Source organism: Bradyrhizobium sp. 157 (assembly GCF_023073815.1).
Lineage (GTDB): Bacteria > Pseudomonadota > Alphaproteobacteria > Rhizobiales > Xanthobacteraceae > Bradyrhizobium.
Genome location: NZ_JADPKF010000111.1, coordinates 21,872 through 47,451 on the forward strand (window position 1 = coordinate 21,872; position 25,580 = coordinate 47,451).

Sequence of the window (25,580 nt, forward strand, 5' to 3'; positions counted from 1 at the left end):
ATGGCCAGGTCCGACACCAAGTCAAAGCCACCCCGCAAAAAAACCAACGCGAAGAACCCCTCTGAGTCCGAAGAAGAATCAGAGTTGATAGACGTTACCGCGGAGGGCGGCGATCCCGTCGAACCGCCTCCGCCGGAGGTGGTAGAGCCCGATCCGCAGATGTCTCCGGAAGAGGCCGAGCAAGCTCGCAAGAATTATCTGCTGACGCGGTTCTGGATCAGCGCACGCGGTTATTGGGGCAGAGGCGGCGACCGGCTGGCGTGGCTGTTCTCGATCGGCCTGTTGCTCCTGATCGTCGGCCATGTCGCCTTTCAATACGGCATCAATGTCTGGAATCGCGCGATCTTCGACGCCATCGAGAAGCGCGACTCCGCCACCGTGTATTATCTCGCCGCAGTGTTTTTTCCGCTCGCCATCGGCAGCGTGATGCTCGGCGTGGCGCAGGTGTTCGTCCGCATGGGCATCCAGCGCCGCTGGCGCGCCTGGCTGACGAACGCAGTGATATCGCGGTGGCTGGCGAATGGCCGCTACTATCAGCTCAACCTCGTCGGCGGCGATCATCAGAATCCCGAATATCGCATCGCCGAGGATTTGCGCATCGCGACCGACTCGCCGGTTGATTTCGTCGCCGGCGTCACATCGGCATTTCTGTCGGCCGCCACCTTCATCGTCGTGCTCTGGACCATCGGCGGCGCGCTGACGATCACGCTCGCGGGATCGACCATCACCATCCCCGGCTTCCTCGTGATTGCAGCAATGGTTTACGCTGCGATCGCTTCGGGCTCGATCACGGCGATTGGACGAAGCTTCGTGCAGGTGTCCGAAGCCAAGAACCAGGCCGAGGCCGAATACCGCTATGTCCTGACCCGTGTGCGCGAGAACGGCGAGAGCATCGCGCTGCTCGGCGGCGAAGAGGAAGAGCGCGACGGCATCAACAAGACGTTTTCAAAAGTGCTGCGGCAATGGGCGCGGGTAGCGGGCCAGCATATGCGCACCACGGTGGTGTCGCAGGGATCAGGCCTGATCGCGCCGGTCGTCCCGCTATTGTTGTGCGCACCAAAATTCCTCGACGGCAGCATGACGCTCGGTCAGGTGATGCAGGCGGCGTCCGCCTTCACCATCGTGCAGACCGCGTTCGGCTGGCTGGTCGACAATTACCCGCGGCTTGCCGAATGGAACGCCGGAGCACGCCGCATCGCTTCGCTGATGATGTCGCTCGACGGCCTGGAGCGCGCCGAGCAGGGCGACGGCATCGGCCGCATCAAGCGCGGCGAGACCGAAGGCGGCGCCATGCTGAGTCTGAACGATCTGTCGGTGACACTCGACGACGGCACCGCCGTCGTCGACGAGACCGAAGTCGTGATCGAACCCGGCGAGCGATTACTGGTGGCCGGCGAGTCCGGCACAGGCAAGAGCACGCTGGTGCGCGCGATCGCCGGGCTGTGGCCCTGGGGCGGCGGCAGCGTCAATTTCCATATTGACCGCCGGCTCTTCATGCTGCCGCAAAAGCCTTACATCCCCACCGGCACGTTGCGCCGCGCGATCGCCTATCCCGGTGCGGCCGATGACTGGCTCACCGAGCAGATCTGCGATGCCTTGCACAAGGTCGGCCTCGACCATCTCAGGGAGAAGATCAAGGAAGAGGGACCATGGGATCAGACGCTGTCCGGCGGCGAGAAGCAGCGGCTGGCATTTGCGCGGCTGTTGCTGCACAACCCCGACATCGTGGTGCTGGACGAGGCGACGTCGGCGCTCGACAAAGAGAGTCAGGACAAGATGATGGAGCTCGTCATCAAGGAATTGCCGAACGCGACCATCGTCAGCGTCGCCCATCGCGCCGAGCTGGAGGCGTTCCATAGCCGCAAGATCGTGCTGGAACGACGCAAGGATGGCGCCAAACTCGTCAGCGACGTCGAGCTGATTCCGCGCAAGGACAAACGCCGTTTGCTCGGCCGGCTCCTGCGTCCGCGCAAGACGGCGCGAAAGGCGGCTTAGTAATTTCCTCGGTCATATCCGCCGTCATCGTCCGCCAACGGGTCGCGCGAATGCGCGCCCGATGACAGGCTCCGGCGGACGATCCAGTATTCCAGAGACGACAATGACATAGAGAGGCCGGGGCGTACTGGATGCCCCGCCTTCGCGGGGCATGACAGCCAAAACGGGGGCAATCGCGCTACCCGCACTCAGAGCCTCGTTGGAGTCGCGTGCAAAACCGGCTATGCATGCGCCGCTTCTACCCGAGGACTTAGGTTTGACGCCCGACAACGATCCATCGCCCGCCCCGTTCGGCGCGTTCGCTCCGAATGCCGCACAGGCCGCCATTATCTCGCTGGCCCACCGCTCGCGGCTGAAACGCGGCGCGTTCCGGCCGATGCTGTCGCGGCTGGTGAACCTGTTGCGGACAGGGCCCGTCGACATGCAGTACCAGGGCGCCTCGTTCCGCTTCTATCATCAGGCCAGCGCCACCGAGCGCGGCGCGCTGTTCAATCCCGACTACAATCTCGAAGAACTGAATTTTCTGCGCGCGCATGTGCCCGCAGGCGGCGTGTTCGTCGATGTCGGCGCCAATGTCGGTACCTATGCGCTTGCGCTGGCGCGCCATGTCGGCGCCGGCGGCAAGGTGATCGCGATCGAGCCGCATCCGGTCACCCATGCGCGGCTCGCCTTCAACAATGCCGCCTCCGGCTACAGGCAGGTGCGACTGGTCGCGGCCGCCGCCGGTGCCGCCGACGGCGAATTGATGATCGAAACCGATGGGGACAATCTCGGCGCCAGCCACATCGTGTCGGGCGTGGCCTCCGGCAAGGCGATCAGGGTGTCGTCGCTGCGGCTGCAGCGCATCCTCGAAGAAGCAGACGTCTCGCATGTCGACGCGCTCAAGATTGACGTCGAAGGATTTGAAGATCGCGTGCTGACCGGCTTCTTCGCCGAGGCGCCGCAGACGCTGTGGCCGCGCGCGGTCGTGATCGAGCATCTGTCAAAGGACGAATGGCAGCAAGACTGCATCGCGGACATGCGGACGCGGGGTTATGCCGAGACCGGCAGAACCCGCAGCAACACGCTATTGGCGCGAGGCTGAATTTCCGCTGCGAACCCATCTCTCAAACCGCAGGAGAGCCTGATGATCGACCACATCGGATTTCCGGTTTCGGATTACGAGCGTTCCAAGGCCTTTTATCTGAAAGCCCTGGCGCCGCTCGACTACACTCTCGTGATGGAAGTCACGCAGGAGCAACACGGCCACGAGCCCGCCGCAGGTTTCGGCGCCAACGGAAAGCCCGACTTCTGGATCGGCGGCGAGGGCGGATTGGACAAGCCGCTGCATGTCGCGATCGTGGCGAAGGACCGCGCCACGGTTGACGCCTTCTACAACGCGGCGATGGCCGCGGGCGGACGCGATAACGGCGCACCGGGAGTCCGCGCGCACTACCACCCGAATTACTACGGTGCATTCGTGCTCGATCCCAACGGCCACAACATCGAGGCCGTCTGCCACGCGCCCAAGTAACCGGGTTCCATCGGTTCCATTAATTGGATCGCGCGGGAACTTGGCGCCGCCGTCGCCGTTGTCGCTCCCGGAACTTGTAGCCCGGGAGATGTGATGCCGATTGAACCGCCGGAAGTACCACCGGCGACACCGGGAAAACCGACCGAGCCGCCGCGCGAAGAGCCGCCGGGCCGTCCGCGTCCGGAGGTGCCGCCACCGGTACACGAGCCGGGCCAGCCACCGCAGCCGCGGGAATTGCCGGGCAAGATGCCAGACGAGCTACCGGTGCGCGGACCAAATGGCCCGCGAACGCCTAACCCAGCCACCGATCCGGGGACCGAATGAAACAAACTTTGAAAGCACCGTCTGAACGCGCAATGAATAAGGGTGCATGCAACCCCTTGCTTTCATGAAATAAAAAGCTACGGGCGATTTGTAAGCCGCCACAATCCGGCCTAATGATGAGCGGCTGATCGACCAACTGATACCTCAATACAGCACTTCCGTTACTGCCAGCCTTTTTCGGGGACCAAGGACATCATGACAAACCTTCGCATCGTGCTGCTTGCCACAACTGCTTTGACGGTGACGCAGCTCGCGATCTCCGCATCGCAGGCGCAGACCGCTCCGCTCGTCGTGGCGCAAGCCAAGGAAGAGGAAGGCAGAGCCAAGGGACAGCAGCAGCAGCCGAAGGGCGCGCCGGGCGCACCGCCGCCGGCCGCTGCCCCCGGCCGACCGGCGCCTACTCCCCCGCCGCCGCCCGCTGCGGCGCCGCCTCCACGTCCGACGCCTGCCCCACCTCCGCCGGCGGCTGCCCCACCGCCACGCCAGGCACCGCCGCCGGCACCACCGGCGGCTGCACCGCCGCCACGTCCAACGCCGCTGCCACCTCCTCCGGCAGCCGCGCCGCCGCGTCCAACGCCGCCTCCGCCGCCACCTCCTGCGGCCGCACCCGCGCGTCCGACTCCGACACCGCCACCTCCCGCGGCGGCGCCTGCGCGTCCAACTACACCGCCGCCTCCGCCACCGGCGGCAGCTCCCGCTGCGCCGAAGCAACCGGCGGCACCGACGCCGACGCCTCTACCGCCTTCATCTCAGAAGGGGACGCCATCGCCCACACCGCCCCCGCCTTCCGGTGCAAGGCAGCCGCCGGCGCCGACTGCGACGCCGGCTCCAGCCGCGTCGCCGACCGCCCCATCGCCCGGCGGAACCACGGCTGCGCCGCCGGCGCGTCCCGGCGCGCCACCCACGACGCCACCGGCCGCCGGCACCACGACAACGCCACCGGCCGCGGGCACCACGACAACGCCACCAGCGGCGGGCACCCCAACAACCGCGCCAACGCTACCGCAGGGACGCCCTGGCACACCGCCTCCGGCCGCCGGTGCTCCAACGACGGCGCCAACGGCACCGACGGGCCGCCCCGGCGCGCCGCCCCCCGGCGCCCCCGCTGGAACGGCGCCGACCGCGACACCTGCGCCAACGGCGCCCCCGGCTGCTGGCACTCCGGCCGCTCCGGGCACCACGACCGCTCCCGCAGCGCCGACCGCCGTGCCAGGTGCTCCGGCCGCCACGCCGCCGGCCGGCCGGGTCCAGAACGCACCGCCAACCGTCGCGCCGGCCTTCCAGCGTGCGCCTCAGGTCACAGCGCCATTGCCGCCGCCTCCTCCGACTCAAGAGGGGCTCAGGGTGATCGCTCCGGGCGCTGCGCCTGCGGGTCCACAGCGGCTGGATGACTTCCGTGGCCAGCGTCGCGAAGTCCAGCAAGGCGGCCGCACCGTCATCACCGAACCCGGCCGGATCATCGTTCGCGATCCCGGCGGACAGGCCTATATCCGTCACAATGAGGTCGAGCGCTTCCGCTACGGCGCGCGCGACATCCAGACCCAGACCGTCGGCGGCGAGACCCGTACTGTCGTCATCAGACCCGATGGCACCCAGGTCATCACCGTGATGGGCCGCGACGGTCAGTTGCTGCGCCGTATCCGCCGCGACGAGCGGGGCCGGGAGATCATCATCATCGACAACAGCTACCGCGATCCGCGGGCGACGGGCGGCTTCTTCGTGGCGCTGCCGCCGCCGACGATCCATATCCCCTACAACAGATACATCGTCGATGCCGAGGAGGCGGAGCCGGAGGTGATCTACGAGACCATGATGGCGCCGCCGGTGGAACGGATCGAACGGCGCTATTCACTGGACGAAATCCGCTACAGCCCCACCGTGCGGCAGCGGATGCCGAGCATCGACGTCAACACCATCACCTTCGAAACCGGATCGTGGGAAATCCCGCCCGATCAGGCGGCGAAGCTGCAGGTGATTGCCGACGGCCTCAACCGGGCGATCCAGCAGAATCCGCGCGCGGTATTCCTGATCGAGGGCCACACCGATGCGGTCGGAAACGATGTCGACAATCTGTCGCTGTCGGATCGCCGCGCCGAATCTGCGGCCACCTTGCTGACGCAGCAGTTCAACGTGCCGGCGGAGAACCTGACCTCGCAGGGTTATGGCGAGCAGTACCTGAAGGAGCAGACCGACGGCCCGAGCGCGGTCAACCGCCGCGTCACCATCCGCAACATCACGCCGCTGCTCAACGGCGGACAGGCTTCGCTGCCGCCGCCCCCGCCCGGCACCGCGCCGCCGCGCTGAGCCTCGCAGTCGATCAAAATGAAATGGCCGGGAACAATCCCGGCCATTTTTTTGAATCAAGCGCTGAGGGCCCGCGGTGGCACGCACGCCTCGCAAATGGCAGCGGCGTGCCGGTGATCGGTGCCGCAGCAGCCGCCAAGAATGCGCATCGCCGGAAACGCGCGCCTGAGCGCAACATAGCGTCGCCCAAGATCGGCCGGATCACCCGCATCGAGCGTTTCGGATTCGTCGAGTTCGGCATGGCTCTTTGTCGAGGCGTTGGCCCTGATGCCATGGATACGTTCGGTCCAGGTTTCGCCCGCCTTCAACGCGTCTTCGAAATGCGTTGGGTGCGCACAGTTGATCAGGAAGTATTCGGGCGCACCATCGGTCTCGCGATCCACGGCCTCGATCGCCTCACGCAACGTTTCCCCCTTCACTAGGCGGCCATTGGTCTCCACCGTGAACGAGATAGCCGCCGGTATCCCTTGCGACCGCGCGGCGCGCGCGATGCCGATCGCTTCATTGATACTGGTAAGGGTATAGGCGGTGACCATGTCGGCGCCGCCCTCGACGAACGCCGCAATCTGCGCCCGATGATAGGCTTCGGCTTCCGCAGCGTCCATGTTGCCCGCCTTGTAGCCGTCGCCGCGCGGTCCGATGGCGCCGCTGATGACGCAGGGTGCGCCGGGCCGCTCCCAGCCGGAGCGCAATTCTCTGAGAAACTCCATCGAACGGACGTTGATCGCCTTGAGTGCAGGCGCGTCATACCCGAGCTTCGCACCCCAATCCGGATTGGCGCGCCAGGTCGGACTGTCGAGCACAAAGCCGGTGCCGTGGTCGCGCGCGACCTCAAGATAGGCGGCATAATACTGCTTCAGCTTCTCCCGTCCTTCGGCACTGTCGAGCAGCACAAAGGCGGCAAAGTGCGGCAGATCCACGCCTCCGTGAAAGATCAGCGTGGTTTCCATGCCGCCATCGGTTAGGAAAATGCCACCACGGCGCTGCGGCAGGGCATGTCGGTACTTGGCCATTTCAATATCTCCGCGAAGTGAGGACCTCGATACGTCTCGCCGGCATCGGCTTGGTCCGGCCGTGTTGGTGCCTCATAGTGTCGCGGCGGCCTAGGCGGCTCGTGGTGCGGCTGAACCATAGGCCCGCAAATTGATACGAAATCAGATGGTTATAGGGTTGGTCGGCAGCCCGCTTGCACTGACTGCCACGGAGAAACAGTACCATGGGTACAGTTCTGGAACCCCGGATGAGCAAAGGCGAAGCGACTCGCGAGCGCATTCTCGAGATCGCGGAGGCTGCCGTTCTCGCCAAGGGATTTGGCGCCACCTCGATCGAGGAGGTGATCGCCGAGGCCGGCCTCACGAAGAGCGGCTTCTTTTATCACTTCAAGGACAAGAATGCGCTCGCCCGCGAAATGCTTCGCAGATACGTCGCGACCAACGATCAGCTGTTCGATGATATCTTCGCGCGCGGCCGCCAGCTTTCCGACGATCCGCTGCAGGCATTTCTGATCTCGCTGAAGCTGCTTGCCGAAACGATGGCCGATCTGCCGAACGGACATCCCGGCTGCCTGATCGCCAGCATCTGCTATCAGGAACGGCTGTTCGACCGTGAGATACGCGATCTCACCGCGCAGTCCGTGCGCGACTGGAATGCGCGCTTCCGCACGATCCTCGACGGCATCGCGGCGGTGTATCCGCCGAGAGAGCCGGTCGACCTCGACGATGTCGCCGACATGCTGTCCTGCATCGTCGACGGCGCCATCATCATGTCCAAGACGCTGAATGATCCGAGCCGTCTCGAACGGCAGATCATGATCTTTCGAAGCTGCGTCAAACTGATGTTTGCCGCGCCGACGTCTTAATGAAGCTCACGGCGCAAAAGCTACCGGCCCACTGCGGCAAGGCCGAGCGCCTCCGCCATCACACGAAAGACTTCGGTATTGTCCATCGAGCCCCGCACGCGTTCGCTGCCGGGGCCGGTCGCGGTGAGGATGACGTCCTCACCGGAATGCACGCTCGCCCCGACCATCGCCGGCAGGTTGCCCGGCCGCAGCACCGCGCCGGGGACGCCCTTGTATTTCTCATTGGCCTTGAAGGTTGCGGGGTCATCGCCCTTCACCGTCGGCTCGTTCGGATCGTCGAGCTTGGGACGGAAGGTCTCGTAGTGGTCGGGAAGGCTGGCGGAGAAGATGGCAAGCCGCCGGCTGACATCGACGCGCGACGGATAGCCGTCCGCATCAGGCGCCGGATAGTTGGGGAAGCCGGCCTTGTCGTAGACGCCGACGCGTTCGCGGAACGGCACGTTCGGCGTCGTGCTCATGTCATCATTGATGGTGCCGACAAGGCTGTTGGGATGGTTGTGATCAGCCACAACCAGGATCAGGGTGTCGTCGCGGCGCTTGCTCGCCCAATCGCGGGCGAGGCGCACGGCATTATCGAGCATGATGGTGTCGTAGACCGCCCGCTCCATGTCGAGCAGATGCGCGTATTTGTCGATCATTCCGGACTCAACCATCAGGAAGAAGCCAGCCTCGTTCCTCGACAGCACGTTCAAAGCAGCCTGGACCTGTTCGGTCAGGTCGGGCTGCTCGGGGAATTTCTTGACGCCGCCGCCCTTGAGGAATTTGCGGTCGAGCGCGCCATCCATATTCCCGGCGGCGAACAGGCCGAGCAACCGGCGCGTCTCGGACTTTGTCGCGAGCGCATTTAGTTCGCCCGCGGTGGTCGCCAAGGGATAACCGGCCTCGCGGAAGCGGGCGATATAATCGACATCATCTTTGCGCTTTCCGGATGCAGCTTTTGGCAGGAAATTGGCGCTGCCGCCGCCGAGCAACACATCAGGCTTGGCTGCGAAATACTGCTCAACAATCTGATCATACTCGGCGCGGCGGCGGGTATGGGCCACCATCGCCGCGGGTGTTGCATCCTCGATCTCGGTGTTGCTGACGACGCCTACCGCCATGTTGAGCCGGCGCTTGACCAGGTTCGCAATGGTCTCGACCTTGGGATCGTCTAACGGGTCCTTGGTGCGATCCGCATAGACACCCATCGCATTGACGGCGCTCTTGTGGCCGGTGGCATAGGCGCTGGCCGAGTTCGCCGAATCGGTGATAATCGAATCGGAGCCCGCCGTCGCCACCAACGCCATATGCGGCATGTCGTCGATTGCGAGCTTGCCGAGGCTCTTTCCTTCAGCGATGCCCTTGGAAAGCAGCCGAGCCGCAACGCGATGCGAGGGCGACATGCCGTCGCCGATGAACAGGATGACATTTTTCGCTTTGCGCGGGGCGGTGTCATAGACGGTCCATGTCACCTTGCCGCTGCGCGCGCCGTCACTGGCCTCGACGACGACAGGGCCGGGCGCGGTCAGCGTGACATCGCGGAGGATCAGCGCCGACTGGTCCTTGCCATCCTCGCGCTCGACGAACGTTCCGGCCCGGCCGAAGGCGGCGGCATAGTCTTGACCGTTGACCGTCACCTTCAGCTTCGCCGGATCGATCTTGTCGGGAAATTCGACCTTGAGGTCGAACTGCGCGCCGGAAAGGATTTCGGCCCGGTCAATGGGATAGATCGTCTGGGCATCCGCCGCTGATGCCGAAAGCAGGAGGCCGAGGGCGATGGTGACTGGCTTGATCATGATCGAGGCTCCGGTCGGACACACGGAGCGGCCAGCGTCCGCGGCTGCTCCGCAAGAATTCACGGCGGCAAATCTATCTGTCCCGGATGACGTGTCGATAACGGACAGTCAACCCGGGCGGGCCTCGTGCCCCGGACGCGGCGCAGCACGAAGTGATGCGCTGCTGAGCCGGGGCCCACATTAGGCGGCCACTATCGGCACTCTTGGGCTTGGGTCCCGGCTCTGCGCCGCACCGCTACGCGCTGCGTCGCGTCCGGGACACGAGAGTCAGCCCTTGTCGCTCTCGAGCTTGAAGATCTCCGAGCCTTCGCTGCCGGACAGCAAGCCCGTCTCTCCGTAGAGCTTCAGCTTGGCGCGGGTATCGGCGATGTCGAGGTTGCGCATGGTGAGCTGACCGATGCGATCCGCCGGCGAGAACGCGGCGTCCTCGACCTTCTCCATGCTCAGCCGCTCCGGCTGATACGTCAGGTTGGGGCTCTCGGTGTTCAGGATCGAGAAGTCGTTGCCACGGCGCAGCTCGAGCGTCACCTCGCCGGTGACCGCGCGCGCCACCCAGCGCTGCGCGGTTTCGCGCAGCATGAGGGCCTGGGAATCGAACCACCGCCCCTGGTACAGCAGCCGGCCAAGGCGCATGCCGCTGATCCGGTATTGCTCGATGGTGTCCTCGTTGTGGATGCCCGTGACCAGGCGTTCATAGGCGATGTGCAGCAGCGCCATGCCGGGCGCTTCGTAGATGCCGCGGCTCTTGGCCTCGATGATCCGGTTCTCGATCTGGTCGCTCATGCCGAGGCCATGCCGGCCACCGACGGCGTTGGCTTCGAGGAACAGCGCCACCGGATCGGCGAATGTCTGGCCGTTCAGCGCGACGGGCTGGCCCTCCTCAAAACGCACGGTGACCTGTTCGGCCTTGACGGCGCAGTCGTCACGCCAGAACGGCACGCCCATGATCGGATTGACGATCTTGATGCCGCTATCGAGACGCTCGAGATCCTTGGCCTCGTGGGTGGCGCCGAGGATATTGCTGTCGGTCGAATACGCCTTCTCGGCACTCATCTTGTAGGCGAATCCGTTGGCGGTCATGAACGCCGACATTTCCGCGCGCCCGCCCAGCTCGTCGATGAACTGCTGGTCGAGCCAGGGCTTGTAGATCCGCAAGTTCGGATTGGTCAGCAGGCCGTAGCGATAAAACCGCTCGATATCGTTGCCCTTGTAGGTGGAGCCATCGCCCCAGATATTGACGCCGTCCTCCTTCATGGCCGAGACCAGCATCGTGCCGGTCACCGCGCGCCCAAGCGGCGTGGTGTTGAAGTATGCGATGCCGCCGGTAGAGACGTGGAAGGCGCCGGACTGGATCGCGGCAATCCCTTCGTGGACCAGTTGGGTGCGGCAATCCACCAGCCGGGCTTTCTCCCCGCCGAACTCGAGCGCCTTACGCGGAATCTCGTCGTAGTCGGCCTCGTCAGGCTGGCCGAGGTTTGCGGTATAGGCAAAAACGCGCGCGCCCTTTTGCTTCATCCAGAGCAGCGCCGCGCTGGTGTCGAGACCGCCCGAGAAAGCGATGCCGACTTTTTCCCCCTTGGGCAGGCTTTTCAGGATCGTACTCATCGAGCTTCCAATCGGTCGAAATGGCGGATGTCGTTTGCGGCTTGAGGGCGCGAATAACAAATTTCACGCTACTGAGCACGCGTTTAATGGCGCTTCGCGGCTGAGTTCGGCTTATCCCGCCTCGCGCCCGCGCCAGCGCTGCCACAGGCGATAGCCGGGCCAACCCCAGCGCGCCAGCGCGGCCTCGACTTGCGCATCCGTAAACCTCGTCGACGGCCAGCGGTAAATCCAGGCATAGGCGAGCCAGATCACGAAGAAGCTGACCAGGCCGGCGGCGGCGACATCGGTGAAGAAATGCCCGCCGAACGCCATTCGCAGCGCGCTGGTCGCGATACCGAACAGGGTCGCCGCGGTATAGGCCAACGGTCGCCACGCCGGCGGCGTCAGCGCTGCGGGCGCGTAGGTCCAGAATGCGGTGGCGCCCTCGCCCGAGAAGAACGAGCAATTGCGCCCGCAAGCCCCGCGCGGGTCCCACCACGGCACGAATTCCCAGGGGCCGTTGAATTCCGTCACCACCACCGGTCTTGGCCGTCCCCAATGGCTCTTGAAGGTCAGATTGGTCAGCACGACCGCGGAGAGCAGGATAGTGACCAGGAGGAACACCGCCGCGCGTCCCGGAACCAGCATCGGCCGATCCGGCCGCAGCAGCTTCGCGACAATCGCGATCAGCGCCGGCAGCGCCAGCGCCCACGCGATCCACATCGCGGCATCACGCGCGAATGCGGCAACCCCGTTCTGCTTTAAGGGAAACGAGGCGCTCGCGGGATCGTAGAACAATGCCGCCAGCTTCAGATCGAGTTCGGGAAAGATTCCAAACAGCAGTCCGACAACGAGCGACAAGCCCAACGCGATAATTAGTCCGGTACGGTTCATGGCGCGGGGTTTAGCCGAGGCAGTTGGGGATGAAAACCCCTGTCATTGCGAGCGAAGCGAAGCAATCCATTCTTTCTTTTCGCGGCGGGATGGATTGCTTCGCGGCCTGTCATCGGGCGCGCATTCGCGCGACCCGTTGGCTCGCAATGACGGCTGTGCCTGAGTCACACCTGCGGCCGAGACTGTGACGGCAATGGCGGCGGTGGCCGCAGTGGAGGTCGCGGTTCGCGCCAGGCTCCGGCGGATCGGCCCGCGATCATCCAGTAGACGAGGCCGGCGACGATGCCCGCCCCGGTCATGATTTCGAGGTGGCGGTGCACGATGCCGTCGAAGCGCAGCGTTTCCGGGTCGAATGGCGTAAGGCCGAGATAGCAGGCCGCGCCGACGATAGCGCCGCCGATGGCGTAAGCGAGCACGCTGCGGATATAGAAAGCCTCGGTAATCAGGACGATGACCAGCGCCGGCAGCAGTGCGAAACCGGACAGAAAAATGAAGCCGAAGCCGAGCACGACGTTGACCGCGCTCTGGTCGATCGGCACGCCACCGAGATCGCTCAACTCAGGATACAGCACCGCGCCGACCACGATCATGCCTGCCACGAAGCAGGCGGCGAGGAAAGCGAACAGGATGACGAAGAGGCGGCCGATCAGTGCCATTAGGCTGTTCCGTCGTTGAGCATAAATAGCGCTGCCCTCTCCACCGTCATGCCCGGGCTTGTCCCGGGCATCCACGTCTTATCTGTCGAGATTGACCAAAGACGTGGATGGCCGGGTCAAGCCCGGCCATGACGACCATTAGTGCTCTGGACATTCAATCCGTCATCGCCATAGCGCGGAGCGCCTGGCGTTCGCGCGCGGACAGCTTTTCGGTCTCCGACTTCAACTGGCCGCAGGCGGCGAGAATGTCGCGGCCGCGCGGCGTGCGGACCGGCGAGGAATAGCCGGCATTGAATATGTATTCAGAGAATTTTTCGATCTGCTCCCAGTCCGAACACTCATACTTTGTGCCCGGCCAGGGGTTGAACGGGATCAGATTGATCTTGGCAGGAATGCCCTTGAGCAGCTTCACCAGCAGCTTGGCGTCGTCGAGGGAATCGTTGACGCCCTTGAGCATCACATATTCGAACGTAATGCGCCGCGCGTTCGACGAGCCCGGGTAGTCGCGGCAGGCCTGCAGCAGTTCGGCAATCGGATATTTTCGGTTCAGCGGCACCAGCTCGTTGCGCAATTCGTCACGCACCGCATGCAGCGAGATTGCGAGCATGACGCCGATCTCCTCACCGGTGCGGATGATGTTCGGCACCACGCCCGAGGTCGACAGGGTGATGCGGCGGCGGGAAATGCCGATGCCTTCATTATCGGCTGTGATCAGCAGTGCATCGCGCACCGCGTCAAAATTATAGAGCGGCTCGCCCATGCCCATCATGACGATGTTGGTGACGAGGCGGCTGCCGGTCGGCGTCTCGCGATCGGCCCAGTCGTTGAGACGGTCGCGCGCCACCATGATCTGGCCGACGATTTCACCCGCGGTGAGGTTGCGCACCAGCCGCTGCGTACCAGTGTGACAGAACGAGCAGTTCAGCGTGCAGCCGACCTGCGAGGAAACGCACAGCGTGCCGCGATCGGTTTCGGGGATGTAGACGCACTCGACCTCATGCGCCTTCTGGAACGCATCGCCGCTCGGCAGGCGCAGCAGCCATTTGCGGGTACCGTCGCTGGAAATCTGCTCGGCCACCACCTCGGGGCGGTCGACGGTAAAATGCTGCTCGAGCTGTGCCCGCATGTCCTTGGAGACGCTGGTCATCTCGGCGAAAGATTTGGCGCCGCGAAAATACGTCCAGTGCCAGAGCTGCTGCGTGCGCATCTTGCGCTGCGCAGGCGCAACGCCGATCTCGCCGAGCCGGTCGGCGATCTCGGCGCGCGACAGGCCGATCAGCGAGGGCTTTGCCGGCGGCACATAGGTTTCGAGCGGAACCTTCTCCAGCGGCGCCACGGAAGTTATCGGCGTGGACTTCGTCTCTGTCGAAACTGCGGTCATCGTATTTCTGTTCTAGGGAGGTTTCTCCCTCATCCTGAGGAGCGGCGTCTTCGCCGCGTCTCGAAGGATGAGAGACGGGCCTCATGGTTCGAGACGGCGCAAGCGCCCCCTCACCATGAGGGGAGACAGCTTCAAATAGGCTTTCCAACGCCCGCAAACAACGTCATTTTGGGCTTAAATGCCGTCTAGCGCTTGCAATCCTGCGCCAGCCGGTCGAGCGCCTGGGACAGCCCCTTCAGCGAGAAGACGTCTGTCGTCTCGGTGCCCTTGGCCGAGATGCCCTTGACGGTGACCTCGGCGGATTTGCGCATGGCGTTGACCATTTGCTCTTCCTCCGCGGCGTTCTTGATCCAGAGCCCATCGCCCTGGGTATACATCGCGTAGGACGCGCCGCCGACTTCGAGAGAGGATTCCGAGCCCGGCTTTAGCGCATAGCCGATCATGATCGAGACCTCGTTGAAGACCTTTTCTGCCGGACGCGTCGAGACGAAGGCGTAGGCTGGATCGCGCGGACGATTCGGCGGATTGGTTTTCGACGACGACGGCTTCGCCAGCGCGAAGCAAACCTTCTTGCCGTTCGGCGCCGCCGTGTAGGCGCCCCAGGTACCGTACTGGCCGATCAAGGTAGGTTCCGCACCGCCCGCCGCAGCGGCCCCTGCCGGTTCCGCAGATTTAGCTCCGGGCTTTGCCGCCGGTGCAGGCGCAGGCTTGGCTGCTTCCTTCGCCGAATCCTTGGCGCCCTTCGAAGCAGGGGCCTGTGTTTGCGCGAGGGCTGTCGTCCCGCACAACGCCGCAATCGCAACCAGAAATGTCAGTATTCGCAACACGGACAACTGGTTCCCTCATTATTGTGACTGGAAGATGGCCCGAGCGCCCATCGCGCCGCCGGGGATGGATAGCCGGGAAATGCTTTTTTGGGAAGGCAGTTACGGTGTTACTCACCGTCGCGGACCTTCGTTCCCGATGCCGTTCGAATTCAGCGCGCGGGTCTCGACTTCAGTCCCTGGAACGGCGCTCGCGCTGCTTCTGCCACTGCACATCAGTCCATTGCAGCAGATCCTCGGCGCCGGAACTGCGCAAATGCGCGCCGCCATCCTGCACCACCATCTCACCATTGATGTAGCCGGCCTGGTCCGAAATCAGAAAGCTCGCGAGATTCGCAAGTTCGCCATGCTCGCCGGCGCGGCCGAGCGGATTGCGCTGCGCCCAGCTTTCATCGCGGCCCTCGGGACGGAGCTGGCCCGAAGCGCCGGGCGTCGGAAACGCGCCGGGCGCGATCGCAACCGTGCGCACGCCCTTGGGTCCCCACTCCACCGCAAGGCTCTTGGTCATCGCGAGCACGGCGGATTTCGCCATCGCCGACGGCACCGTGAACGCGCGGCCGGTGATCGTCGAGGTCGAGAGTATGCTCAGCACCACGCCCTTGTGCTTGCTGTCGATCCAGCGCCTGCCCGCGGCGAGGGTGCAGTACATCGTGCCGTGCAGCGTCGGCGCCAGGATCGCATCCGCCGCGCGGAACGAAAGATGCTCGGTCTGCGCGATGAAGGTCGCGGCAGCATTGTTGACCAGCACGTCGATCGGCGCCTCCCGCCAGATCTGGTCCATCATCACATCGACGGCCGCAGCGTCGCGGATATCGCATCGGACTGCAGTGACCTTGCCGCCGAGTTCACCGCGCATCTGCGCGGCAGTCGCCTCCAGCAATTCGAGCCGGCGGCCGCAGATGACGAGCTCTGCGCCAAGCTCGACGAAGCGGCGTCCCATCGCGGCTCCAAGCCCCGAGCCGCCGCCGGTGACCAAGATCCGCTTTCCCGCCAGCAAGCCCTTTTCAAACATCGTTTGAATCCCGTTCGATCACCATAAGCCATGCGCCTGAATCGGATTGTAGCCTGCCTTCAAATCCGGCAAGAAGCATCCAGCCTCTTCTTTCCCGTCCGAAAATCAGGTGTGTCCATGAAAGCCATTCTCTGCTCGCAATATTGCCAACCGGACGATCTCGTGCTGGCCGACGTGCCCGATCCGGTGGCCGAACCGGGACAGGCCGTGATCGCGATCAAGGCCGCGGCGCTGAATTTCTTCGATATCCTGATGATCCAGGGCAAGTACCAGATCAAGCCGCCGTTCCCGTTTTCGCCAGCCGCCGAAGTTGCCGGCGTGATCGAAAGCGTCGGCGCCGGGGTGACCGACCTGAAGGTCGGTGACCGCGTGGTGGCATCCTGCGGCCACAACGGCGCGCGCGAAAAGATCGCGCTGCCGGCAAGCTCGATCGTGAAGATCCCCGAAAATCTGGATTTTGACCGCGCCGCCGGGATCATCATCATCTACGGCACGGCACTACACGCCCTGGAAGATCGCGCCAGCCCGAAGCCAGGCGAGACGCTTGCCGTGCTGGGCGCTGCCGGCGGCACCGGCCTTGCGGCCTGCGAGCTCGGCAAGCTGATGGGCCTGAAGGTAATCGCCTGCGCGTCGTCGGACGAGAAGCTGGAATTTGCCAAGGCGCACGGCGCCGAACTGACGCTGAACTACAGCAAGGAAGATTTGAAAGAGGGCTTGCGTCGCCTCACCGGGGGCAAGGGCGTCGACATCATCTTCGATCCGGTCGGCGGCACTTACGCGGAAGCCGCCTTGCGCTCGATCGCCTGGGAAGGCCGCTTCCTGGTGATCGGCTTTGCGGCGGGCGACATTCCGAAGATGCCGCTCAACCTGGCGCTGCTCAAGGGCTGCGATATCCGCGGCGTGTTCTGGGGCGCCTGGACCAGGGTCAATCCCGAGAAGAACCGCGCCAACCTGGAAAAGCTCGTGAAGTGGACGGCGGAAGGCAAGATTTCCTCGCATGTCGACCGCACCTTTCCGCTGGCACAAACCGCCGAAGCGCTGAAGGTGCTCGCCGGCCGCAAGGCGATGGGCAAGGTGATCCTGCATCCCTGAGGTGCGGGATCATCTGTCGAACCTAGTCGTCCACTCGGAAGAAACGGGAGCGGTCCGTACGATGCGCGGACCAGCGACGCACTTTTTTTCGCGTCAGCGGCATGAATTTCATCTCACCGATATAGTTGCTCGGTAACAATGCGTGTTTTCAAACGGCAGGATGCCGCTTGTTCGCCTCAATCATACCAAAATATCTCCTCATTCCCCCCGGCCGCCGTCGTTTTTTGAACCCATTCCGTGTGCGATTTTAACCATCAGTAGAGGGGCTCCTGTACGTCAATAAGATCAAGAAGTAGGTGCAGGGGAACGCCCGTCGTTGCGTTCAGTAGTGGGGAGCATCCATGGCGGAGAACACCAAGCCGGATCAGGCGAGAGATCCGTTCGACAGATTCGACGAAGCCATCAGCGATCCTCGGTTGTACGAGGCCGATCAATCTCGATTCGAGCAGCTTCGATACGAGCAACCCCGATACGAACAGCCTCAATACGAACAGCTCCGATACGAGCAGCCTCACTACGAGCAGCCCCAATATGCGCAGTCCTTTGCGCCATCGTTTGAGCGGACAGATGTGCTGCCGGAGGAGCTGCCACCACACGAGCCGGTACCGCTTTTCCTCTCCAACTACGAGGAGGAGTCACATCAGCAGCTTTCCGAATATACGTTCGGCAGTGGAAGGTTCGGCAGCGGCGGCCTGAAGAAAGCGCGCGCCGGGCGCATTGTAACCGGCGTCGTGATCGTGTCGGCGATAGCCGCTGTCCTCGCGCTGTTTTCGATCGACTCGACGCGTGCCGTCATCTTCAACGCCTCGCTCGGCGGTGGCGGCGGCAACAGTCCACCGCCTGCTGAGCTCGCCGCCGCGGCCATGCCCGAGCCTGCGCAGCCGCAGCGCGTTGCCGCGCCGCCGCTGGCCGCCGAACCGTCCGGCGCGGAGATGGCAGCCGCTCGCCGCACGCCGCCCACCGCGCTGGCATCGGCGTCGCCGACGCGCGACGAAATTGCCGCCGCCTATCAGAGCGCGCTCAAGGGCAAGGTCGCCGTACCTGAGCCGGTGGCGCGCGAAGCGTCCCGTGAAGTCGTCGCCGCGATTAATCCGGCGGCCTCGGTTGCTGCGGCTGCGCCCGCGGTTCGCGAGCCCGTTCCGGTGACGCGTGAAGTGGCTCCGGCACGGCGCATCGATCCGGACGAGCTTGCGGCGCTATTGAAGCGGGCGAAGAGCCTGCTTGCGATCGGTGATATCACCTCCGCCCGGCTGCTGCTCGAACGGGCTGCGGACGCGCAGGAAGTGGAGGCCGCGCTGATGCTCGCGGGAACGTATGATCCGCAGGTGCTGGGCAGCCAGGATTTGCGGAGCGTCACGCCCGATCCAGCACAGGCAAAGCTCTGGTACCAGAAGGCCGCCCAACTTGGTTCGGCCGATGCAAAGCGGCGGCTCGGCCAGTAACAGAACCAGGCAATTACTCAAGAAATTTACTCCAGACCAGCGCAGAGGAACCCATGCGACACTTATTGGGAATGGTATTGCTCGCCATAACGGTGGCATGCAGCAATACGGCGGCAAAGGCCGCCGAAACGGAATACGATCCAGCCAAGGTCAGCGAAAGTCTGAAGGCCATCTTCCAGTTCGGTTCGGTCGCCACCAAGCAGGCGCTGAACGCCAACACAGTTACGCTGATCTCCGGAACAATCGGCGGCACCTATGTGCAGTTCGGTGCCGACCTCGCTTCCGTGCTCGACGACGGAAACAAGTTGCGCGTACTTCCGATCGTCGGGCGCGGCTCGGTGCAGAGCGTGGCCGACATCCTGTTCCTTCAGGGTGTCGACCTCGGCATCGTGCGCGCCGACACGCTCGACTATCTCGAGAAGAAAGGCTTCGCCAAGGACATCAAGAAGCAATTCACCTACGTGACGAAGCTCTACAACGAAGAGATGTACGTCATGGCGTCGAAATCGGTGACCAGCATCAGCCAGCTCAACGGCAAGAAGGTCAGCGTCGACCTTCCCAACGGCGGCACCTTCGTGACCGCCGCGGTCGTGTTCGAGCGGCTCGGCATCAAGCCGAACTTCGTCTATATCGAGCAGCGTATCGCGATGGAGAAGATGCGGGCCGGCGAGATCGACGCGGTGATTGCCGTCGGCGGCAAGCCATACAAATCGGTCAGCAATTTCAACGACAACCGTTTCCACCTCGTCCCGGTCGAGTATTCGCGGCCGCTGCAGGGCGACTATCTGCCCGCGGTACTGACCTCGAAGGACTATCCCAACCTGATCGCCGAAGGCGCGAAGGTCGATACCATCGCCGTGCCTGCGGTGCTCGCAGCCTACAACTGGGCACCCAACACCGAGCGCTATCGCAAGCTGGCCCAGTTCGTGGACGCCTTCTTCACCAAATTTCCGAGGTTCCAGAACCCGCCGTTCCATCCGAAGTGGAAGGAAGTCTCGCTGGCGGCGCCGTTGCCGGACTGGCAGCGCCTGCCGGTGGCCGAGCAATGGCTCAAGAGTCACAACGTCGAGGCCGTGTCGCGCGCCAGGTTCGATGAATTCCTGAAACAGAGTCCGACGACCGCGGCAAGCGTCAAGACCGACGCGGACAAGGAGGCGCTCTTCAAGCAGTTCCAGGCGTGGGAAGCGGAGCGAAGCGCAAGGGCGCAGACTCGCTGAGGCGTTTTCCGCCGGAAGCCGGCGCCGGATTCAATCCGCGATGGCGGCCGGCTCATCAAGGCCGGACAATCAAAAGCCCCGTTCCGATTCAATCGGAACGGGGCTTTTGGGATCTGCTATTCCGTCGCTTCAGCAGTGTCGATCCCGCGCTTCAACGCAGCGCGGGCGGCATCGCGATGCTCCTGCGTGATGTGACTTGCAACCATGCGGATGGCGGTAGCGAGCACAGCGGCATCGTCGGTAAAGCCCAGCAACGGCAGCACGTCCGACACGAAATCGAGCGGCAGGATGAAGTAGGCGATAGCGCCGAGCAGCGCCGCCTGCACGTGACGCGGCGTCTCTTTGTCGAACGCACAATAGTAGGCCGCGAGCAGGTCCTCGGCGAAGGGAAGCTGCGCCACGACCCGCTTGAGCTTGATCCAGAAGCGCCGGCGCACACGCTCCCGGTCCTGCGCCAGCCGGTCGGCCGGCTCAAAACCCGCGGTGTGATCGGACGATGCCATCGCGGCGCTCTCCTCGCATCCTGGCGCGGTAGATCGCCGCGGCCAACCCTGTACGAATAAAGAATTGGGGATGTCCGGCCGCCGCCGCAAGATCGCGGCGAGGCCACCTCAGGCGACGCCCAATTGCCTGGCGATGGCGTTCATGGCCTTGGCCAGATCGATATCGCGCCTGGTGACGCCGCCGGCGTCATGGGTCGCCAGCACCACTTCCACCGTCTTGTAGACGTTCTTCCATTCCGGATGGTGATCGCTCTTTTCGGCCACGAGAGCGGCGCGGGACATGAAACCGAACGCTTCGTTGAAGTCCTTGAAAGTGAAGGTGCGGGCAATCGCCTCGCGGCCGGCCGTTTCCGACCAGCCGGTCAGTTCCGCCAGCGCCGATTTTCGCGCTTCTGCCGACAGCCGTTCCGCCATGATCGCCTCCGCGCTTGAATCAGCCTGCCACCCTAACACCCAAGGCCGCTTCGGGGATCCCCATGTCCAAAAGAGGCATGCAAGGCGTGTCCAGTGATGGCCTCGGACGCCGGTAACCATGACAGAGATGTAACAAAGGTTCCGCGAGAAAATTTGCTAGAATGCGCGCCGAAGCGTGCCGGCTGCGTGAAAATTCCACCCTCAAACGTACGGGGATTGATGACCGACGGCCCCCATTCCGCGGAAACGCCGGCCGCACCCTCGCCCCGCTCTGCGAAACGACGGCTGACATTCGTCACGCTGGCCGGCATGCTGGCCGTCGTCGGCGCGCTGGCGGCCGGGTATTACTTTGCGATGCGGCCAGTGACGCTGCGGATCGCGGTTGGCCCTGCCAACAGCGACGATCTCAAGGTCGTCCAGAATCTGGCGCAGGCCTTCAATAGTCCCCGAAACAGCCAGGTCCGGTTGCGTCCGGTGCAAACTGACGGCGCACTCGCGAGCGCCAATCTGCTCGGCGAAGGCAAAGCTGATCTCGCCATCATCCGCGGTGACCTCGATGTGCCGAAGAACGCGCAGGCCGTGGCAACGCTGCGCAAGAACGTCGCGGTATTATGGGTGCCGTCGGCCGGCAAGGCCAAGGCTGCCAGGGGCAAGAGGGCCGCGCCCGAAATCACCAAGATTACGCAGCTCGCCGGCCGACGCATCGGCGTGGTCGGCCGCACCCAGGCCAACGTCAATTTACTCAAGGTGATCCTGCGGCAATACGGCGTCGATCCCGACAAGGTCGAGATCGTACAGTTTCCGGCCAACGAGGCCGCGGAAGCCATTCGCAGCCAGAAGGCAGATGCCTATCTCGCGGCCGGCCCGGTCAACAGCAAAATCACTTCGGACGCGATCGCGGCTTCCACGCGCGACGGCGGCACGCCGAAATTCCTGGCGATCGATTCGGCGGAGGCGATTGCGCAGAACCACCCCGCCTACGAGGCTTCCGAGATTCCCGCCGGGACCTTTGGTGGCGCGCCTGATAAGCCCGAGGCAGAGGTCAAGACCATCAGCTTCGCCCACCATATCGTGGCGCGCAGAGGCGTTTCGGAATCGACCATCGCCGCCTTTACCCGCCAATTGTTCGCCATCCGGCAAAACCTGAAGAACGAATTTCCGCTGGCTGCCAAGATCGAGACGCCCGACACCGACAAGGACGCCACGATTCCCGTGCATCCCGGCGCCGCCGCCTTTGTCGACGGCGAGGAAAAGACCTTCCTCGACCGCTACAGCGATTACATCTGGTGGGCGTTGATGGCCATGTCGGCGATGGGCTCCGCCGGCGCGTGGTTCGCCGGCTATCTCAAGAAGGACGAGCGCAACGTCAACACATCGCAGCGCGACCGGCTTCTCGACATGCTCAGCGCCGCCCGCCAGTGCGATTCGATGGACGAGCTCGACCAGATGCAGGCGGAAGCGGACGACATTTTGCGCCACACGCTGCTGTGCTACGAACATGGCACGATCGAGGAAGGCACGTTGGCCGCTTTCAACATCGCGATCGAGCAGTTCCACAACGCGGTCGCCGACCGCAAGGCGCTGTTGCTGAGCATGCCGCAAAACCTGCAACGCGCAAGCGCGCAGTTCCGCGCGGCCGGCAACGCCTGATCATCCAATCCGGTAATCGAGCCGTCATCAATTCTCTCTAGGTCTATCGGCGCTATCACTATGCCCGTTCCAGATCCGAAGAAGTTCGCATGACGTTCAGGTTATTTCGCAGAACTCCCCCCGATGGTCTCCACGGAATTTCGCGACGCCGTTTCCTCGCGAGCGTGGGCGCCGGCGCGATCGGCGCGCTTGCGATGCCCTATCTCAGCCGCGCCGCGGACCGGCCCGTCGTCACCTCCGGCGTGCAATCTGGCGATGTCGGCGCCGACGGCGGCGTCGTATGGGCACGCGCCGACCGCCCCTCGCAAATGCTTGTTGAGGTCGCCACGTCTGAATCCTTTGCCAACGCGCGGGCTTTGCCCCCGATCGCAGCGCTGCCCGAAAGCGACTTCACCGCGAAGATGCTGCTGGAGAACCTGCCTGCCGGGCAGGAGATCTTCTATCGCGTCCGGTTTCGCGACCTCGCCCATACCGGCATCGAAAGCGAGCCGGTGGTCGGGCGGTTCCGCACCGCGCCTGGCGACCGCCGCGACGTCAGTTTCGTTTGGGGCGGTGACGTTGCCGGACAGGGCTGGGGCATCAACCCGGATGACGGCGGCATGCTCACCTTCGCCACCATGCGCAAGCATCGCCCGGATTTCCTGCTGCACTCGGGCGACACCGTTTACGCCGACGGCCCGATCAAGAGCGAGGTGACGCTTCCCGACGGCAAGGTGTGGAAGAACGTGACGACGCCCGAGAAAGCAAAGGTCGCCGAAACGCTCGACGAATTCCGCGGTGCGCACAAGTACAATTTCATGGACCAGCATCTGCGCGCGTTCAATGCCGAAGTGCCGATTCTCGTGCAGTGGGACGACCACGAAGTCGTCAACAACTGGTCGTCTTCCAAGGAGCTTCCCGCCACCTATAAGGAGCGCAACGTCGCCCTGCTCGCCGCCCGCTCAGCGCGTGCCTTCCACGAGATGTATCCGATCCGGGCGAGCATCACGGACCCCGGACGGCTCTACCGCACGATTCATTATGGCCCGCATCTCGATGTGTTCGTGCTGGACGAGCGCAGCTATCGCGGACCGAATGGCGCGAACCAGGAGGCTGCTTACGGGCCGGAAAGCTACTTTCTCGGGCCGGCGCAGCTCGCCTGGCTGAAACGGGAGCTGTTGAATTCGCGCGCCACCTGGAAGGTGATCGCATCCGATGTGCCGCTCGGCCTCATCGTCTATGACGATGCGCGCAACAAGAAGGGCTCGGAGGCCGTTGCGCAAAGCGACGGCCCGCCGCGCGGCCGCGAACTGGAGATCGCCGACCTCCTGCGCTTCATCAAGACGTCGGGCGTGGTCAACACCGTGTGGCTGACGGCGGATGTGCACTACGCGGCCGCGCATTACTACAATCCCGACAAGGCGCAGTTTGGGGAATTCGACCCGTTCTGGGAGTTCGTCGCTGGTCCCCTGCACGCCGGCACGTTCGGCCCGAACGACCTCGACGACACCTTCGGACCCGAGATGAAGTTCATCAAGGCGCCGGGGCCCGGCAATCAAAACCTGCCGCCGTCGGCCGGCATGCAGTTCTTCGGCCATGTCAGGATCGACGGCGGCAGCGGACGGATGACGGTGACCTTACGCGACCGCGCCGATGTTGCCTTGTGGTCGACGACGCTCGATCCCAAGCCGGTGTAATTGCTGCGCCGGGCGCACCCGCTCAAGGAATGATGCGGCTGTTCTTCAGCAGCGCCTCAAGCGCTTCGGGCGAACAGGGCTTTGGCAGACGCGGCTTCGTCGCGAATGCCGCCGGCAGCAGGGCATCGGCGCCATAGCCCGTGACAAAGGCAAACGGAATCTTCAGCACCTCAAGCCGTTCGGCGACGGCAAAGCTCTTTTCGCGGATAAGGCTGACGTCGAGCAGCGCAAATTCCGGCGGCCGATGGGCGATCAATTCGAGCGCCTTGGCCACGTTCGCGGCAATCCGCACCGTCTTCACGCCAAAACCCAGAATGGTGTCTTCGAAATCGAGCGCGATGATCGGATCGTCTTCAACGACCAGCACGTCGCTGGGCATGCCGTCGTGGGAGGCGCGGTCCATGTTCTCGCCGGTTCCAAGGGTCAGATTTGATCGGATCCAGGCCGAAGCCCCGGAAATGCGCGGTCGGCCCGGTGCCTCGCAAAAAGCGCATCCGCCGGTTCCGGAACTGAAACCATCATATCTTCGTTCTATCGTCTGTTCACTTGTGGACATATGAACGGAGTCAAACCGATTATAGTTTGAGGGAAAGGGGCTCCCGATGCTCACGCGACGCGATGTGACGGCCGCCGTCCGGCCGTTCAATAACCTGCTGCGTCGCTTGAATGACGCCGACTTCGGATTGATCGAACCACACCTCGTTCCGGTCGATTCGCAACCGAACGACCTGCTCTACAACCCTGGCGACAACGTCGAGACCGTCCATTTTCCCTGCGGCCCCAGCCTCGTCTCCTACATGGTCCCCAACGAGGATGGCCGCGACGTCGAAACCGTTCTGATCGGTCGCGAGGGTGCGGTCGGTGGCGTCGTCAGCCACGGCTATCTCCCAGCCTATACCCGCATTACGGTCAAATTCGCTGGGCCGTTCGTGCGGCTCCCGATCGGAAAGCTCGATGCGGCGAAATCGAAGTCGCGCACGCTGAGCAACATTTTCGCACGCTATGCGGATTGCATGCTGGCGCAAATCTTCCAGTCCACCGCCTGCAACGCGATCCATTCGATCGAACAGCGCACCGCGAAATGGATCATTTCGGCGATGGAGCGCACCGATGGCGATGACGTCGTGCCGCTGACGCATGAGCAACTGGCGACCCTGCTTGGCGTCGGGCGCTCCTACGCCAGCCGGGTTATTCAGACTTTCAGGGTGGAAGGCACGCTGGAAACCCGGCGCGGCTCGATCCTGGTCCGTAACCGGGACACGCTGCGGAACCGGTCCTGCCGCTGTAACGAGGCGGTCAAAGCCCATTTTGACGAGGTTTTGCGCGGGGTCTATCCCGACCCCGAAACGGGCAACTGAGCCCGGCGCCCATGCCCAAAATCGGCTACCAAATGCCAAACGAACCATTGTTTTTTGGCGTTTTCTGAATATATTGCGCCGCAACGCGTAAGGTGTGCCCGGTCCTTT

Annotated in this window: 23 protein-coding genes; 12 read left to right on the top strand and 11 right to left on the bottom strand. The window is 63.7% G+C overall.

The genetic code is table 11. The annotated features are described in order from the left end of the window. The 5 genes from IVA95_RS34320 to IVA95_RS34340 all read left to right on the top strand — a co-directional run bounded on the left by IVA95_RS34320 (position 1) and on the right by IVA95_RS34340 (position 6,136). Complete coding sequence (locus tag IVA95_RS34320; protein WP_247514544.1) at positions 1-1,995, top strand: ABC transporter ATP-binding protein/permease; 1,995 nt, start codon at positions 1-3, stop codon at positions 1,993-1,995. A gap of 256 nt (positions 1,996-2,251) precedes the next feature. Further along, positions 2,252-3,079 carry an FkbM family methyltransferase gene (locus IVA95_RS34325; RefSeq protein WP_247514545.1) on the top strand — a complete coding sequence of 276 codons (828 nt, stop codon included), beginning with the start codon at positions 2,252-2,254 and terminating at the stop codon, positions 3,077-3,079. 42 nt (positions 3,080-3,121) lie between these two features. Beyond that, positions 3,122-3,508 carry a VOC family protein gene (locus tag IVA95_RS34330; protein WP_247514546.1) on the top strand — a complete coding sequence of 129 codons (387 nt, stop codon included), beginning with the start codon at positions 3,122-3,124 and terminating at the stop codon, positions 3,506-3,508. Between the two features lie 93 nt (positions 3,509-3,601). After that, on the top strand, positions 3,602-3,832 hold the full coding sequence (locus tag IVA95_RS34335; RefSeq protein WP_213250808.1) for a hypothetical protein: 231 nt from the start codon (positions 3,602-3,604) through the stop codon (positions 3,830-3,832). 195 nt (positions 3,833-4,027) lie between these two features. Beyond that, entirely contained in the window at positions 4,028-6,136 is a 2,109-nt protein-coding gene (locus tag IVA95_RS34340) for an OmpA family protein (RefSeq protein WP_247514547.1), read from the top strand. 56 nt (positions 6,137-6,192) lie between these two features. Here IVA95_RS34340 and IVA95_RS34345 read toward each other — a convergent pair whose 3' ends face one another. Further along, entirely contained in the window at positions 6,193-7,149 is a 957-nt protein-coding gene (locus tag IVA95_RS34345; protein WP_247514548.1) for a homocysteine S-methyltransferase family protein, read from the bottom strand. A gap of 227 nt (positions 7,150-7,376) precedes the next feature. On the opposite strand from IVA95_RS34345, the gene IVA95_RS34350 reads away from it, so the two are divergent. Next, complete coding sequence (locus IVA95_RS34350; RefSeq protein ID WP_247514549.1) at positions 7,377-7,994, top strand: TetR/AcrR family transcriptional regulator; 618 nt, start codon at positions 7,377-7,379, stop codon at positions 7,992-7,994. A 20-nt stretch (positions 7,995-8,014) separates the two neighbouring features. Here IVA95_RS34350 and IVA95_RS34355 read toward each other — a convergent pair whose 3' ends face one another. The 7 genes from IVA95_RS34355 to IVA95_RS34385 form a co-directional block, all read right to left on the bottom strand. Continuing rightward, positions 8,015-9,769, bottom strand: coding sequence for an alkaline phosphatase (locus tag IVA95_RS34355; protein ID WP_247514550.1), 1,755 nt, complete (start codon positions 9,767-9,769; stop codon positions 8,015-8,017). Positions 9,770-10,036: 267 nt separating this feature from the next. Beyond that, positions 10,037-11,374, bottom strand: a complete 1,338-nt coding sequence (gene argG, locus IVA95_RS34360; RefSeq protein WP_247514551.1) for an argininosuccinate synthase — start codon at positions 11,372-11,374, stop codon at positions 10,037-10,039. Positions 11,375-11,485: 111 nt separating this feature from the next. Continuing rightward, entirely contained in the window at positions 11,486-12,247 is a 762-nt protein-coding gene (locus tag IVA95_RS34365) for a phosphatase PAP2 family protein (protein WP_247514552.1), read from the bottom strand. Positions 12,248-12,411: 164 nt separating this feature from the next. Continuing rightward, positions 12,412-12,903, bottom strand: a complete 492-nt coding sequence (locus IVA95_RS34370) for a hypothetical protein (RefSeq protein ID WP_247514553.1) — start codon at positions 12,901-12,903, stop codon at positions 12,412-12,414. A gap of 154 nt (positions 12,904-13,057) precedes the next feature. Further along, positions 13,058-14,284: a 23S rRNA (adenine(2503)-C(2))-methyltransferase RlmN gene (gene rlmN / locus IVA95_RS34375; protein ID WP_247514554.1), complete on the bottom strand. Its 1,227-nt coding sequence runs from the start codon at positions 14,282-14,284 to the stop codon at positions 13,058-13,060. Positions 14,285-14,469: 185 nt separating this feature from the next. Next, complete coding sequence (locus tag IVA95_RS34380) at positions 14,470-15,117, bottom strand: invasion associated locus B family protein (protein ID WP_247514555.1); 648 nt, start codon at positions 15,115-15,117, stop codon at positions 14,470-14,472. Between the two features lie 163 nt (positions 15,118-15,280). After that, positions 15,281-16,120 (bottom strand): SDR family oxidoreductase, encoded by an 840-nt coding sequence (locus IVA95_RS34385; RefSeq protein ID WP_247514556.1) that lies wholly within the window; start codon positions 16,118-16,120, stop codon positions 15,281-15,283. A gap of 117 nt (positions 16,121-16,237) precedes the next feature. Between IVA95_RS34385 and IVA95_RS34390 the strand changes: the two genes are divergently transcribed. The 3 genes from IVA95_RS34390 to IVA95_RS34400 all read left to right on the top strand — a co-directional run bounded on the left by IVA95_RS34390 (position 16,238) and on the right by IVA95_RS34400 (position 19,871). Next, complete coding sequence (locus IVA95_RS34390; RefSeq protein ID WP_247514557.1) at positions 16,238-17,212, top strand: NADPH:quinone oxidoreductase family protein; 975 nt, start codon at positions 16,238-16,240, stop codon at positions 17,210-17,212. 341 nt (positions 17,213-17,553) lie between these two features. Continuing rightward, positions 17,554-18,654, top strand: a complete 1,101-nt coding sequence (locus IVA95_RS34395; RefSeq protein ID WP_247514558.1) for a hypothetical protein — start codon at positions 17,554-17,556, stop codon at positions 18,652-18,654. 53 nt (positions 18,655-18,707) lie between these two features. Further along, the gene (locus IVA95_RS34400; RefSeq protein ID WP_247514559.1) at positions 18,708-19,871 is read left to right on the top strand and encodes a TAXI family TRAP transporter solute-binding subunit; all 1,164 of its coding nucleotides are present in this window, start codon (positions 18,708-18,710) and stop codon (positions 19,869-19,871) included. A 116-nt stretch (positions 19,872-19,987) separates the two neighbouring features. Here the strand turns inward: IVA95_RS34400 and IVA95_RS34405 are convergent, their stop codons facing one another. Together IVA95_RS34405 and IVA95_RS34410 are read right to left on the bottom strand one after the other, a co-directional pair. Next, positions 19,988-20,374 (bottom strand): YkvA family protein, encoded by a 387-nt coding sequence (locus IVA95_RS34405; RefSeq protein WP_247514560.1) that lies wholly within the window; start codon positions 20,372-20,374, stop codon positions 19,988-19,990. A 108-nt stretch (positions 20,375-20,482) separates the two neighbouring features. After that, positions 20,483-20,788: a 4a-hydroxytetrahydrobiopterin dehydratase gene (locus IVA95_RS34410; RefSeq protein ID WP_247514561.1), complete on the bottom strand. Its 306-nt coding sequence runs from the start codon at positions 20,786-20,788 to the stop codon at positions 20,483-20,485. Between the two features lie 219 nt (positions 20,789-21,007). Between IVA95_RS34410 and IVA95_RS34415 the strand changes: the two genes are divergently transcribed. Continuing rightward, complete coding sequence (locus IVA95_RS34415; RefSeq protein WP_247514562.1) at positions 21,008-22,438, top strand: TAXI family TRAP transporter solute-binding subunit; 1,431 nt, start codon at positions 21,008-21,010, stop codon at positions 22,436-22,438. Positions 22,439-22,527: 89 nt separating this feature from the next. Then, positions 22,528-24,114: an alkaline phosphatase D family protein gene (locus tag IVA95_RS34420; RefSeq protein WP_247514563.1), complete on the top strand. Its 1,587-nt coding sequence runs from the start codon at positions 22,528-22,530 to the stop codon at positions 24,112-24,114. Between the two features lie 22 nt (positions 24,115-24,136). Here IVA95_RS34420 and IVA95_RS34425 read toward each other — a convergent pair whose 3' ends face one another. Next, positions 24,137-24,517, bottom strand: coding sequence for a response regulator (locus tag IVA95_RS34425; protein WP_247514564.1), 381 nt, complete (start codon positions 24,515-24,517; stop codon positions 24,137-24,139). A gap of 199 nt (positions 24,518-24,716) precedes the next feature. On the opposite strand from IVA95_RS34425, the gene IVA95_RS34430 reads away from it, so the two are divergent. Further along, a complete protein-coding gene (locus IVA95_RS34430; RefSeq protein WP_247514565.1) occupies positions 24,717-25,472 on the top strand; it encodes a Crp/Fnr family transcriptional regulator in 756 nt (251 codons plus the stop codon). The last annotated feature ends 108 nt before the right edge of the window (positions 25,473-25,580 follow it).

Bases quoted from the DNA above. Each gene is read 5' to 3' on its own strand.
- IVA95_RS34390 (WP_247514557.1), top strand. From the start codon at position 16,238: ATGAAAGCCATTCTCTGCTCGCAATATTGCCAACCGGACGATCTCGTG.
- IVA95_RS34410 (WP_247514561.1), bottom strand. From the start codon at position 20,788: ATGGCGGAACGGCTGTCGGCAGAAGCGCGAAAATCGGCGCTGGCGGAA.
- IVA95_RS34320 (WP_247514544.1), top strand. From the start codon at position 1: ATGGCCAGGTCCGACACCAAGTCAAAGCCACCCCGCAAAAAAACCAAC.
- IVA95_RS34340 (WP_247514547.1), top strand. From the start codon at position 4,028: ATGACAAACCTTCGCATCGTGCTGCTTGCCACAACTGCTTTGACGGTG.
- IVA95_RS34330 (WP_247514546.1), top strand. From the start codon at position 3,122: ATGATCGACCACATCGGATTTCCGGTTTCGGATTACGAGCGTTCCAAG.
- IVA95_RS34370 (WP_247514553.1), bottom strand. From the start codon at position 12,903: ATGGCACTGATCGGCCGCCTCTTCGTCATCCTGTTCGCTTTCCTCGCC.
- IVA95_RS34420 (WP_247514563.1), top strand. From the start codon at position 22,528: ATGACGTTCAGGTTATTTCGCAGAACTCCCCCCGATGGTCTCCACGGA.
- IVA95_RS34430 (WP_247514565.1), top strand. From the start codon at position 24,717: ATGCTCACGCGACGCGATGTGACGGCCGCCGTCCGGCCGTTCAATAAC.
- IVA95_RS34355 (WP_247514550.1), bottom strand. From the start codon at position 9,769: ATGATCAAGCCAGTCACCATCGCCCTCGGCCTCCTGCTTTCGGCATCA.
- IVA95_RS34365 (WP_247514552.1), bottom strand. From the start codon at position 12,247: ATGAACCGTACCGGACTAATTATCGCGTTGGGCTTGTCGCTCGTTGTC.
- IVA95_RS34385 (WP_247514556.1), bottom strand. From the start codon at position 16,120: ATGTTTGAAAAGGGCTTGCTGGCGGGAAAGCGGATCTTGGTCACCGGC.
- IVA95_RS34405 (WP_247514560.1), bottom strand. From the start codon at position 20,374: ATGGCATCGTCCGATCACACCGCGGGTTTTGAGCCGGCCGACCGGCTG.
- IVA95_RS34350 (WP_247514549.1), top strand. From the start codon at position 7,377: ATGAGCAAAGGCGAAGCGACTCGCGAGCGCATTCTCGAGATCGCGGAG.
- IVA95_RS34415 (WP_247514562.1), top strand. From the start codon at position 21,008: ATGACCGACGGCCCCCATTCCGCGGAAACGCCGGCCGCACCCTCGCCC.
- argG (WP_247514551.1), bottom strand. From the start codon at position 11,374: ATGAGTACGATCCTGAAAAGCCTGCCCAAGGGGGAAAAAGTCGGCATC.
- IVA95_RS34345 (WP_247514548.1), bottom strand. From the start codon at position 7,149: ATGGCCAAGTACCGACATGCCCTGCCGCAGCGCCGTGGTGGCATTTTC.
- IVA95_RS34425 (WP_247514564.1), bottom strand. From the start codon at position 24,517: ATGGACCGCGCCTCCCACGACGGCATGCCCAGCGACGTGCTGGTCGTT.
- IVA95_RS34400 (WP_247514559.1), top strand. From the start codon at position 18,708: ATGCGACACTTATTGGGAATGGTATTGCTCGCCATAACGGTGGCATGC.
- rlmN (WP_247514554.1), bottom strand. From the start codon at position 14,284: ATGACCGCAGTTTCGACAGAGACGAAGTCCACGCCGATAACTTCCGTG.
- IVA95_RS34335 (WP_213250808.1), top strand. From the start codon at position 3,602: ATGCCGATTGAACCGCCGGAAGTACCACCGGCGACACCGGGAAAACCG.
- IVA95_RS34395 (WP_247514558.1), top strand. From the start codon at position 17,554: ATGGCGGAGAACACCAAGCCGGATCAGGCGAGAGATCCGTTCGACAGA.